We start from the raw sequence: 11852 nt of genomic DNA, 5'->3' as shown, positions 1-11852 counted from the left end.
TGCTAGTTGACGTCGCCTTTCAAAACGCAAAAGCCATGCCATCCCAAGGACGGGATTTGCTTTAAGAATTTGCATTTATTGCCCGATTCCGACCGTGTTCGGACACAGACTTGTCAAGCTTCCGACAGTCGACAAAAGAGTTGTCCGTAAGCCACCAAACCAGGCATTGGAGATCGAGAAGGTCCAACATCACCCAGGCGCTTAAAGCTTTTTCACCTCGATGCGATGCTGGCGTAGAGCATAGCCGACCTGACGAGGCGTAAGGCCGAGAATACGAGCCGCTTTGGCCTGAACCCATCCGGCCTTTTCCATCGCCTCGATCAACCGGTCCCGTTGCGTGAGGCGCGACTCCATTGCGGGACAACCGGAACCGTGCGGATCACAAGCCTTGACGGAAGATACCTCGTCCGACGCACCGATGCTCCCGCCCGAGCGCGGCGATGAAGTCGGCATCACATTGCTCCGGGCATGCCCATCGACGGTGATGCCGCCGGGCGACCCGTCGGTTTTCCAGAGGAGCGACGAAAGGCACTGGCTGTTCTTGCAGGCAAAATCAGACGAAACGATCGAGCTTGAACGCGCAAGGGTGGCAGTCCTTCGCACGCAGTTTTCGAGTTCCCGGACGTTACCTGGGAAATAGCATTGCGACATCACCTCGATCGCCGACGACGAAAACGTCAGCTCGCGTTGGTTCTCCTTGTTGAATCGGTCAAGAAGAGCGTTCGCAAGGCGTGGAATATCGCCGGGTCGCTCTCGAAGCGGCGGCAGGACAATTGGAACTACGCTGATGCGGTAATACAGGTCGGCCCTGAATTCGGCGTTTGCAACAGCCATCTCGAGGTTCTTATTCGTGGCGCATATGAGCCGGACGTCGACCGCAAGCGTCTTGGTTCCGCCCACCCTCTCCAGTTCGCCTTCCTGCAGGACGCGCAGCAGTTTGGCTTGAAAGGCGGGCGAAATCTCGCCAATCTCGTCAAGTAGAAGCGTTCCGCCATTTGCCAGTTCGAAGCGTCCGGCGCGCTGCGCGATGGCCCCGGTGAAAGCCCCTTTTTCATGCCCAAACAGCTCCGATTCCAGGACGCCTTCGGGCAGCGCGGCGCAGTTCAATTTGACGAACGGCTTGTTTTTACGAGGGGAAAGTTCATGGATCGCCTGTGCAAAAAATTCCTTGCCGGTGCCGCTTTCGCCCCGCAGAAGCACGGTGGAATTCGTCCTCGCCACCACCGAGACGGTTTCAACCACCTGCTGGAGAGCCGGGCTATCCCCGATAATCCCGTCGATTTTGACGGGTGGATGTCGGCCCGGCGCGCCCCTTTGCGCGATGATCGGCTTCTCCGGTCTCTCTTGTTCGCCGATAGGTCGCCGACCCTCCAGGTTCAGGAAACGATGAAGCCTGATCGTCCGACTGACCAGATTGGCGACCATGGTCAGAAAGCGAACGTCCTCGTCGGCGGGGAAGGGGGCGGCGTCGTTCCTGACGCGATCGATCGATATTGTGCCAAGTATTTTATTATCGGCTTTTACCGGAACGCCAATAAAAGAAATTGGGACGGTGCCGCTGCTCCAAGGCGGTTGCGGCTCAGCCTGAAATAATTCGGACTTGCTGACATCCTTTACGATTAAGGGCATACCGGTCGTCGCGATATGGTCGATTACGGCCTTAGGTATAACGCCTCGAGCGGCTGATTGAGAGGATGGGGGGATGTCGCCAGTTGCGGCAATCTCGGGCTGACCTTCAGCGTCTAGAACAACGATTGCTCCGCATCGAATCTGCAGAAAGGAAGAGAGGACGTTCACGACGTTGGCAAGCGTAATCTCTAGCCGGGCGGGGGCAGTCAGTACCTTTGATATCTCGTAGATTCCGCTGCGCTGCGTGCCCGCTTGGCGCATAGGTCCAGCAGGTAGCGCAGATAGGGGTTCCGCTCCATCGACCGGTCGGGCGGGCATGTGGGTCATTATATGGCCTTGGGTTGTCTAACGTTTCTTATCACCCTTGCTTGCATGTATATATAGTAATTTCTAATACCAATCTGCAACGCGCACCTCTGCAAGTTTCCGATGCGCCCGTCTGCAAACCCAAGTTGGTTCTGAATCGTGGAGTTGCAAACCTTTATCCGAACTTGAAGAGAACGCCGAAACCGCCTCTCGGATAGTTCCACTCGATATCTCCACTTGCCTCGCAGAGTACGCGGCACGTGCCGCACTCCATGCACCCGTCGGCGATAACCTCCACTTGGCCCTGGTCATTCAATTCGTAGCACTTGGCCGGACAGACACTTGTGAGGGCATACAGATTTACGCTTGGCCAATCGTGTGGACGCACCCTAATATGCGGGCGTCCGGCATCGACCACGTATCGATTTTGGTAAAGCTTGTCCTCTACGCGTATGTTCGTCACTGCAACCGTCATCTCATCTCTCCTTTATCGCCACGCGCGCGCCAAGCGAACCGCGTCACCAAACAGCCCCCAGCGGGAGCGTGCCTTGATGAAGGTGCCCGTGGTCGCCCGTTCCTTGTCGATCTTCGGGGTGCCATCGACTCGCACAAAGTTCTGTGCGGCCTGCGACAGCAACCTTGGATAAGTCGTGAAGAAATTGCGGGAATTGGTGTGCAGCAGGGCAGGCATGTCCTTGTATTTCCGCAAGTCTTTGATAACGAACGACTTTTCAAGCATCGACTTGTAAAGGGAGAGGTTCTCCTTGACCATCGGCTTTTTGCGATTCTTGATCTGGACGATTGCTTCGCCGGCGATGCGCCCCGACGTCATGGCGAGGTTGGACCCCTCGCGGTGCACCGCATTATTAAGTTGTGCCGCGTCGCCGACGACGACCCAGCCGTCACCAAAAAGCTGCGGAATTGCCTTGTAACCACCTTCTGGAATGAGATGCGCCGCATATTCCTTGACTTCCGCTCCTGCGATCAGCGGCTTTACCGACGGATGGCTTTTGAATTTTTCGAGCAGATCATAAGGACTTTCCATTGTTGCCGCGAATTCGGAGACAAGGCAGCCAATGCCGATCGAGATCGATTCTTTGTTGGTGTAGAGGAAGGCAAGCCCGGCCATGTTGCGAGAGATCGTGCCAACTGCCTCGATGACGCAGCCTTCATTGGCCTGGAGGCCGAACCGCTGGTCAATTACCTCTTCGGCCAGGAAATGCATTTCCTTGACGGCGAGCGCGACAGTTTCCGGTTTTGGCGTGTCACGCAATCCAGCACGCGTGCCGAGCAGCCCATTGACGCCCTCTGCGAGAACGACCACGTCAGCAAGAATCACGTCGCCGGCGCGGTCGGTGCGAACGCCAATCACCTTGCCCTTTGGATCACGAACGAGTTCCGTCACGGTCGTCTCGCATAGAAGCGTCGCTCCGGCCTCGCGCACCTTGCGTGAAAACCATTTGTCGAATTGGGCGCGAATGACCGTGTAGCGATTGTGTCTCGACTCGTTGAAGTCGTCCGACCGGTATTGCATACCGATGTGGGACGAGTCGTCCATCATCCAGAAGCGCTGCTCGACTAAGTGCCGCTCCAGAGGCGCATCATCCCGGAAATCCGGCAGGATTTTCTCCAGCATGTCCGCGTACATGATGGCGCCCTGCACATTCTTGGAGCCCGGATACTCGCCACGCTCCAACTGCAGCACCTTCATGCCGCGGTTCGACATCGTGTAAGCAGCTGCGTTTCCGGCCATGCCGGCCCCGATAACTATGGCGTCGAAGTTTTCCTCAGTCATGGGGCGCCCTCAGTTTGCAAGCTTATCGCGACTGTGCGGCGACAGTCGATGGGTGAAGAGTTCCGTTAATGACGGCAGTAAACGGATCGCATCGGTGACGACGCCGAGGTGGGCGAAATCAAAAATCGGCGCGTTAGGATCGGTGTTAATGGCTAAAATAAGATCAGCTCCCTCGACGCCAACGCGATGCTGGATGGCGCCGGAAATGCCGGCTGCTATGTAAAGCTTCGGCCGGATAGTTTTGCCAGTTTGGCCGATCTGCCGATCAGCAGGCATCCAGCCCTTTTGGACGAGGGGGCGCGAACAGCCATAATCGGCCCCGATCGTCCGCGCGAGTTTCTTCATAAGCTTCACGTTCTCCACCGCGCCGAGACCGAGGCCTCCAGCAACCACGACGTCCGCATAGGCGAGATTCGCCGTCGCCGACTGGCCATCGGACAAGAAACCGAGGACCTTAGTGACGATCTCTTCCTCGATCATCGACACTTTGTGTTGAATGACGCGTCCGATCTTATTATTCCCGCGCGGAGGCATGGCCATGACCCTCGGCCGGACCGTTGCCATCTGCGGCCGGCAGTTGAGCGTGTAGATCGTGCAAAGCAAGGAGCCGCCGAAAGTCGGCCGGGTCGCCGCAAGCGAGCCGTCCGCATCCATATCAAGTTCGGTGCAATCCGCCGTGAGCCCTGTCAACAAGGTCGTCGCCACGGAACCGGCAAGGTCGCGCCCGAGCGTCGTTGCCCCTAAAAGAAGGATTTCCGGTTTGTAGTTAGTAACCAGATCCGTCAATGCTTTGGTGAAAGGCTCATTTCGGTAGTCGGCGAGCAGTGGGGCCTCGACGAGGTAGGCCAGGTCGGCGCCATAAGCAAAAGCCTCGGCGATGGCAAACCACGTGGCCTCTCCCGGTGGTCCGAGAACGACGCCGGCAAGCTGGACGCCCAGCTTGTCGGCGAGCTTGCGGCCTTCGCCGAGCAGCTCGAAGGAGACGGGATGCACCTGATCGCGCTCCAGCTCCATGAAGACCCAAACGTGCCGATGGTCCTTAAACTGATCGGGCAGCTCTTTCTTCATGGCGGCACGGCCAGCGGCTGGAGGAGGGCTCTCTCGATTCGTGCTCAACATCGTCGCTCCTTGCCTTCATTCGCCGTCAAAGGCGAGTTCGCTTTCGAGCGCCGGCTGGCGCAAAAAGATCCCAGCGATCAACTCCTCCGCGAGATCGCGCGGTGTTTTTTCCGCGGTGTCGATCTGCTCCGCCTTTTCCGCCCGCTCAGGAGGGGCAAAGACCCTCTTAACGACGGTTGGCGAGCCACGCAGGCCGCACTTGGTGAGGTCCTCTATGCCAGCGTCGGCCGCATTCCACTTCACGATCTGGCTGCGCGCGGCCCGTAGCGCGTCATCGAGCGAGCCGCGGCGGATTTCGTTTGTGCCTTCGAGCATTGTAATTAGGCAAGGGAGCTTGCTCATCAGCGTCTGCGTGCCCCCTTCCGAGCGGCGCTCCACCGTAATCTCGCGCCCATTGATGTCGACAGAGACGATTTTGGCAACGTAGGTGAGCTGCAGGAGGTCGAGGCGCTTGGCGATGCCAGGCCCAACCTGGGCGGTATCGCCGTCGATGGTCTGTTTGCCCGTAAAGACGATATCGGGCGTACCGAAGGCCTCTCCGATCTTCGCGATGGCTCGCGAAAGAGCAAACGAGGTCGCCAGAGTGTCGGAGCCGGCAAAATGACGGTCGGTCAAGAGTACGGCGCGGTCGGCGCCGTAGGTGAGCGCCTTGCGCAACGCGTCCTCTGCCATGGGCGGCCCCATGGTGAGCACGGTCACCTCGCCGCCATGGCGGTCGCGCAACTGGAGCGCCTCTTCAAGGGCGAACAGATCATAGGGGTTGATGATGGTTGGCACTCCCTGACGCATGATTGTGTTCGTCACCGGATGCACTCGTATTTGTGCGGAGTCCGGTACCTGTTTGATACAGATAACTATGTGCATGGCGGTTTCTTACTCCCTCCCTCTATGGGTGGCGGGCTTGTCAGTACACATGCTTGCGTGCATCATTCGTGCCAACCGTTTGGCGTTCTCTATCACATTGAAATGGCTTCGATTCCGACGTTGCTAGCATATGACTGAATTGTAAGCTTCCCGACATTGTCGTGTCGCAACCGTGCTCACTTCTTTTCGAACGGCTTCAGGAAAGAGTCTAACGGGACAACGGTGCGGCCGGGTGTGACAGGTCTGTTCGGATTGTGGTCCTTGAGCACCTTGAAGACCCGGTGCGAGAGCGGCGCGGAGGTCGCGAAATCACAGTAGGCCCTTTCCAGTATGGCACGGGCACGAGCAGCGATTACCCGGTCTGGGAGATGGGAGAAGTCCTCTGCCGCGAGGTATTGGCCCATACGCTTCATGATATGGAGTCGTGAGACATCGAGAACCTTAGGGTCATAGGGGACCCCTAGGGCTGCGAAGAACTCCTCCGCAGCCGAGAGAGATTTCAGCCGATTGAGGATGTCTTTGACATCGACGGGACTGCTGTCAGCGGAGCAACGGCACATAAGATTCCCCCTGGTCGTGAGCGGTGATCGCGAGATCGTTCTCCCGTAGCTTAAGCTGCAACGTACGGAATGCGTGGTTCGACGCGGCTAGGCGCAAGGCAGTCGCGTTGCAACTGGAGTCGGCATAGGCTGGTGGTCGGATGCGATCCACCGATGGTGTCGAGAGATTGATTAAGATGATATGGCGCTGGGCCCCCTCCACGAACACGCATGGGCGGTGAACCGGCGATCTATGTGACTGAGAGCCCCGGCTTTTACCTGATCGTTCATACGATGCCGGTGCCGTCATGCAGGTCGTATCGGTGAAAAGGAATTGCCGTTTCATGAGCGTGCCTGCTCCTACTCCCCTGAACGAACCCGGCTGCTCGTGTCGGCCACGTGGCCGGAACGGCATTGGCTCCGGAGCCTTTCAACGATGCCCGGTAAAACTTCGAGCACCCGGTCGACATCCTCGTCACAGTTATCGCGCGAGAACGAGAAGCGGATTGTTCCGTGCGCCATAGCATGAGGGATATCCATTGCCCTCAAGACATGGCTCGGCTCCAGCGAACCGGAGGAGCAAGCAGAGCCGGAAGAGCAGGCGATGCCATAGCGGTTGAGAAGAAGGAGCATACTGTCTCCTTCGACACGTTGAAAGGCGATGTTCGCCGTGTTCGGCAACCTCTTAAGCCTATCGCCGGTTACGAAGGCGCCTGGAACACGCTGGACAATGCCGTTCTCCAATCGATCTCGGAGCGACTTTAATCGGGTGCTCTCGTCGTCTATTGATTTCAGGGCGAGTTCGGCAGCCTTGCCTAAACCGACAATCCCGGCCGTATTTTCTGTCCCTGCGCGTCGGTCGCGCTCCTGATGACCTCCCTTGATCAGTGAGGAGAAAGATAAGCCCCGCCTGAGATAGAGTGCACCAATGCCTTTTGGTCCATGGAATTTGTGTCCGGACAACGAAAGCATGTCGATTGCAGTAGGTTGGAGGTCCATTGGAACCTTGCCGACCGCCTGGACCGCGTCGGTGTGGAAAAGTGCACCGATTCTCTTGGCCATCTCGGCAAGCTTAGCGACCGGGAAAATGGTTCCCGTCTCGTTGTTCGCCCACATGATCGAAGCAATCGCTACACGATGAGTGAGGGCGGTCTCATAGGCGTCAAGATCGAGACGTCCATGTCGATCCACTGGGATCCTGTGTACCTTAATGCCGCGCGTCTTCTCCAGATGGCCGCAGAGTGTCAGCACCGCTGAATGCTCGACTGCGGAAGTCACGATCTCTGTGCGCTCAGGCATCACCTCCAGCGCCGAAAGGATCGCCGCATTGTCGCTTTCCGTCCCCCCCGAGGTGAACACGATCTCATGATCGAACTCGGCGCCGATCAGCGCTTGCAATTGCCGGCGCGCCTTCCTCACCGCCTCGCGGATGGAGGAGCCAAAAGCGTGCGTCGACGAAGGGTTTCCAAACTGATCCGCAAAGAACGGCAGCATGGCTTCAACCACTTCAGGATCGACTCTGGTCGTTGCATTATTGTCGAGATAGATCGCTCTCATGGGTGGATCTCGACTGAGGGGAAGCGGTGACAATGCTGCGGCGTCTTGCACATGCTGTTGTTTGATAGCCTCGGGCAAGCAGCGCGGGGTGGAGTCGTGCGATGGCGCGTCACGCGATCTTGTTGGCATCGATAACGTCGCATAGCCGCCATCAGTAGGAAGGGAAGAACGTTGTGCGCTCGCGCCTTTTCCAACGGTTGGATTCGCCGCGGCTGCTTAACTAGATGGGTCGCCAGCTTAGCTTGTCGCTGAGAACTGAACTGTTGCAGGCTGCGGCGATTTTTAGACCCTGTCCTACGCGATTGCCGGCTACAACATCCATTTCGACCCTGCCAATTTCTCCAGGCCTCAGATTTCTGTTGTGACGGTCTGATCGTCCTCCTCTGCCGGAACGAGGCTTTCGACGACCAGTATTGTATAAACCGCTGACACGTCTTCGACGGCTTGAACGAGTGTCGTCCGTCTACTGCCAGATCTAGCGAAGTGAGCGACTTGGTCATGAAATCAAGCCTCTTGACACGCACGCGTCTTCGCTCACCTTTCCTCGGCGCGGAACTGCTTGCAGAGGGGGCGTCTCCTTTGGAATCCTGGCCCGGATGCCCGCCAAAAAATTTTGCTGCCTCAGGATAATCCGTTGATGAGCAGACCTTTCTCTCCGGCAGCAAACCGCTTAAAAAGCCTGCTGTCTCCTGACGGACGGTTTGAGGCGCTTCGGCGGGCTTTAGGGTTATGAGTTCGGCCAGCGCTGGCGAGAAGGCGGTCGCTGGGTTGGAACGCAAGGACGACGGCGTCACCAGAAACGCTTCCACCGTTGGATCGACTCCAATTATCAATTCAGGCCCTCTACCGTAGGAAACTGCCCCGGTCTCGCTGAGGGGATTTTCCTGCACGCCGTCGTTCTTCGGATTGAAAAAGGAAACCATGACCTTTTCGCAATAATTCCGCATGGCTCTCTCGCTTTCTCGGTGATCAGCCGAAGGATTTGCCGCAAGTGCAGTTCTGGTGCGCATTGGGATTGTCGAAGACAAAACCGGAGGTTTCTGGTCCCGTCACGAAGTCGATCGTCATGCCGTTGATGTGTGCTTGCGAGTCTGCGTCAACGAACACCTTGACCCCATTTGTTTCGATCACCGCGTCGCCCTGGCCCTGGACGCTTTCTAGCCCCACCAGGTATTTGTAGCCGGCGCATCCACCTGCCTCGACCGCGATGCGAAAGCCTTCCGCCTGCTCGGCTCGGGAAAGCGTTACGTTCATGATGGCGGCGGCATTCTCTGTGAGCTTGATCATGGGATGATTCCTTTTTGTTCGATGGCGCATTTTCGGATTACCGTGCATGCGTCGTGCCAAGCGGTGAGGAAGGCCAAGAGTTCGATCAGCCCGCGTGTTGTATTCCTGCGTCGTCGAACATCGGAGATCTCGAAAGCGCGCCAACTCCAGAACGTCTGCCCGCGTATCTCCGTCTATCATTTTCGGTTGAGGCTCTCGTTGCCGCCGCACCGAAATCCCAGCGGTTCGGCGAAAATGAATGGGAGGCGACAACTGCTTCTAGATTTGTCGCTTGCGCGACATAAAAATTCTGCACGAGTTTTCGTGATTAACCGCTTAGCCCCTAAGCGCTTGGGCTATGGAACAGACATCTAATCTTTTCTGGAACGTCAGCTTAAGCGGCCGGAACAACTTTTGAAGCTCCCGTGACGAGGCTGCGGTCGCCAGCCCATATGAAGTCGATCCTCCATGGAGAGGACTAAGCACAATGTCACATGTGCCTCAGTTCCGCGGTTTTTGGGAAAAGGGCATCACCTACGGTACAAAGGACTTATCCCTCCGCGGCCGCCAGTACAAACCGTTTCTCCCGCCGGCGTTGCGCGGACGAGGGGATGTTCATCGCCTCGCGATATTTGGCGACTGTGCGGCGAGCAATGTCGACGCCTGTTTCCTTGAGCTTGGCAACGATGCCATCGTCGGACAGCACATCATGGAGCGTCTCTGCGGCAATAAGTGCCCTTATCTGATGGCGCACAGCTTCGGCCGAGTGCGCGTCACCGCCTTGTGAGGACGGGATCGCGACGGTGAAAAAATACTTGAGCTCGAACACGCCGCGGGGCGTGAGAATGTATTTGTTCGACGTTACCCGACTTACAGTGGACTCGTGCATGTCGATCGCGTCAGCGATGGTCTTAAGATTGAGAGGGCGAAGATGAGCAATGCCATCTTCCAAAAAGACATCCTGGTGGCGCACGATTTCGGTCGCCACCTTAAGGATCGTCGTGGCGCGCTGATCGAGACTCCGAACCAACCAGCTCGCGCTCTGGAAGCATTCGTTCAGGAATGACTGATCTTTCGAGCTTTGGGCGGTTAGGCGAGTAACTTGCGCAAAATAGGTTTGGTTGATCAGTACCTTGGGCAAAATCTCCCGATTAAGCTCGACGTGCCATCCGCCTCCCGGCGAGGGTAGGACGAAGACGTCGGGTATGATGGATTCCGACCTTGCGGACTGGAACTGGTTTCCAGGCTTTGGGTCAAGTGCACGAATTTCGTTCAACATATCGAGAAGGTCGTCTTCATCGACCCGGCAACGTCGCTTCAGTGCTCGAAAATCGCGTCGCGCAAGCAACTCGAGATTTGCGACCAGAGCTGCCATGGCCGGGTCGAACCGGTCTCGTTGGCGCAACTGAATCTCGAGGCATTCGCCCAGACTTCGCGCAAATATGCCCGGCGGGTCAAATAGCTGCAAAGCCTCAAGAACCCGCTTCACTCCAGCCTCAGGGCTATTTAGCCTCTCTGCTAGCTCCAGAAGGTTCACTTGCAGATACCCAGTGTCATCCAGATGGTCGGCAAGCGCGCCAGCAATCAGCCGCTCCTGGGGTGTGAAGGCAGTGAGGGCGATCTGATGGGCGACATGTTCGTGCAATGTCTCAGTTGAGGCGGCGAACTCATCCAGGGAAGGCCTTTCCCCCGGCGAAAGGTTGCCTGTGTCACGGATTGATTTCCAGGGACTAGACAGCTCAGGCATGTCCGTCCTGGCCGGTCCATCAACGTGGTCTTCGCGTGCGCTGATATTTGGATCATCCGCCGCAGTTGGCGATACGCCAGAAGCCCCGCCGTCATTCGACGCCAGGTCGAGAAATGGGTTCTTCTCGATTTCCTGTTCCACGAACTGATTCAGTTCGGTGTGCGCCAGCTGCAGCAAGCGAATAGACGCGATGAGCTGGGGCGTAATAACCAGCGATTGCTGCTGACGCTGATGAAGGCTTGTAAAGGACTTCATGGTTCGAGCAAAACTCCTATCATTCGGCGCAGGTGTGCACGACAAGTCGTAGCTGCTGGTCGTTGGCTTCAATGCTCATACGAAGGCTGGGGCCTTAAGGCATTTCAAAATGTTTTGCGGCGAAGAAACGCCATACGGATCGGTCGCGCAGTTGTCGCCAAAGCCTTCTTCCTCGAACCACCCCTCCACGACGCCATTATTGATCACGGCAGCGTAGCGCCAGGAGCGCAGACCGAAACCGAGATTGTCCTTGGCGACGAGCATACCCATTTTCCGAGTGAATTCTCCCGAACCGTCCGGGATAAGCTTGACATTTTTCAACCCCTGAGACTTGCCCCAAGCATTCATGACGAAGGCATCGTTGACGGAGAGACAGTAGATGTCGTCAATGCCATTCTTCTTAAACTCGACATAAAGACTTTCGAAATCAGGCAGTTGGAAGGTGGAGCAGATTGGCGTGAAGGCGCCCGGCAGCGAAAAAAGGATTACCCGCTTACCGCTGAAATAGTCGTCGGTCGTCTTGTCTTCCCAGCGGTAGGGGTTGGGACCGGATATAGACTCGTCGCGAACCCGCGTGCGAAAGGTGACAATAGGGACCTGCTTTTCCATGGTCATCAATGAAGCTCCTCTAGGAAAATTTATTTGCGGCCTCTCAGTCACGGCTAACACGAATCCGACCTCGGCCCACACGCCAGGGCAAGCAAGCGTCATGCCATTTGGCCTGAAGGAGATGGACTTGCGGTCAGCACAGGGCCTTCGTCGCCGCACTCGTGCG

Annotated in this window: 10 protein-coding genes; all 10 read right to left on the bottom strand. The window is 57.0% G+C overall.

Annotation, left to right across the window (positions count from 1 at the left end; genetic code table 11):
• Positions 1-201 precede the first annotated feature (201 nt).
• Positions 202-1890 (bottom strand): nif-specific transcriptional activator NifA, encoded by a 1689-nt coding sequence (gene nifA, locus N2597_RS32060; RefSeq protein WP_011053431.1) that lies wholly within the window; start codon positions 1888-1890, stop codon positions 202-204.
• A 220-nt stretch (positions 1891-2110) separates the two neighbouring features.
• Positions 2111-2410, bottom strand: a complete 300-nt coding sequence (locus N2597_RS32055; protein WP_004678523.1) for a ferredoxin family protein — start codon at positions 2408-2410, stop codon at positions 2111-2113.
• Positions 2411-2422: 12 nt separating this feature from the next.
• The gene (locus N2597_RS32050) at positions 2423-3730 is read right to left on the bottom strand and encodes an FAD-binding protein (protein WP_008536548.1); all 1308 of its coding nucleotides are present in this window, start codon (positions 3728-3730) and stop codon (positions 2423-2425) included.
• 9 nt (positions 3731-3739) lie between these two features.
• The gene (locus N2597_RS32045; protein ID WP_183736570.1) at positions 3740-4849 is read right to left on the bottom strand and encodes an electron transfer flavoprotein subunit alpha/FixB family protein; all 1110 of its coding nucleotides are present in this window, start codon (positions 4847-4849) and stop codon (positions 3740-3742) included.
• A gap of 15 nt (positions 4850-4864) precedes the next feature.
• Positions 4865-5713, bottom strand: coding sequence for an electron transfer flavoprotein subunit beta/FixA family protein (locus N2597_RS32040; RefSeq protein WP_004678528.1), 849 nt, complete (start codon positions 5711-5713; stop codon positions 4865-4867).
• 176 nt (positions 5714-5889) lie between these two features.
• Positions 5890-6273 (bottom strand): nitrogenase stabilizing/protective protein NifW, encoded by a 384-nt coding sequence (gene nifW, locus N2597_RS32035; RefSeq protein ID WP_008536550.1) that lies wholly within the window; start codon positions 6271-6273, stop codon positions 5890-5892.
• 339 nt (positions 6274-6612) lie between these two features.
• Positions 6613-7809: a cysteine desulfurase NifS gene (nifS, locus tag N2597_RS32030; RefSeq protein ID WP_012489549.1), complete on the bottom strand. Its 1197-nt coding sequence runs from the start codon at positions 7807-7809 to the stop codon at positions 6613-6615.
• Positions 7810-8778: 969 nt separating this feature from the next.
• Positions 8779-9096, bottom strand: a complete 318-nt coding sequence (locus N2597_RS32025; RefSeq protein ID WP_009995752.1) for a HesB/IscA family protein — start codon at positions 9094-9096, stop codon at positions 8779-8781.
• Between the two features lie 529 nt (positions 9097-9625).
• Complete coding sequence (gene rpoN / locus N2597_RS32020) at positions 9626-11077, bottom strand: RNA polymerase factor sigma-54 (RefSeq protein WP_011053429.1); 1452 nt, start codon at positions 11075-11077, stop codon at positions 9626-9628.
• A gap of 75 nt (positions 11078-11152) precedes the next feature.
• A complete protein-coding gene (locus N2597_RS32015) occupies positions 11153-11692 on the bottom strand; it encodes a peroxiredoxin (protein ID WP_004678566.1) in 540 nt (179 codons plus the stop codon).
• Between the last annotated feature and the right edge of the window lie 160 nt (positions 11693-11852).

Source organism: Rhizobium sophoriradicis (assembly GCF_025200795.1).
Taxonomy (GTDB): domain Bacteria; phylum Pseudomonadota; class Alphaproteobacteria; order Rhizobiales; family Rhizobiaceae; genus Rhizobium; species Rhizobium sophoriradicis.
Note: the sequence above shows the minus strand (reverse complement) of the source record. Positions and strands in the feature narration are given on the sequence as shown.

Excerpts from the sequence above, each read along its gene's own strand:
- nifA (WP_011053431.1), bottom strand. The coding sequence starts at position 1,890 with ATGCGCCAAGCGGGCACGCAGCGCAGCGGAATCTACGAGATATCAAAG.
- N2597_RS32055 (WP_004678523.1), bottom strand. The coding sequence starts at position 2,410 with ATGACGGTTGCAGTGACGAACATACGCGTAGAGGACAAGCTTTACCAA.
- N2597_RS32050 (WP_008536548.1), bottom strand. The coding sequence starts at position 3,730 with ATGACTGAGGAAAACTTCGACGCCATAGTTATCGGGGCCGGCATGGCC.
- N2597_RS32045 (WP_183736570.1), bottom strand. The coding sequence starts at position 4,849 with ATGTTGAGCACGAATCGAGAGAGCCCTCCTCCAGCCGCTGGCCGTGCC.
- N2597_RS32040 (WP_004678528.1), bottom strand. The coding sequence starts at position 5,713 with ATGCACATAGTTATCTGTATCAAACAGGTACCGGACTCCGCACAAATA.
- nifW (WP_008536550.1), bottom strand. The coding sequence starts at position 6,273 with ATGTGCCGTTGCTCCGCTGACAGCAGTCCCGTCGATGTCAAAGACATC.
- nifS (WP_012489549.1), bottom strand. The coding sequence starts at position 7,809 with ATGAGAGCGATCTATCTCGACAATAATGCAACGACCAGAGTCGATCCT.
- N2597_RS32025 (WP_009995752.1), bottom strand. The coding sequence starts at position 9,096 with ATGATCAAGCTCACAGAGAATGCCGCCGCCATCATGAACGTAACGCTT.
- rpoN (WP_011053429.1), bottom strand. The coding sequence starts at position 11,077 with ATGAAGTCCTTTACAAGCCTTCATCAGCGTCAGCAGCAATCGCTGGTT.
- N2597_RS32015 (WP_004678566.1), bottom strand. The coding sequence starts at position 11,692 with ATGACCATGGAAAAGCAGGTCCCTATTGTCACCTTTCGCACGCGGGTT.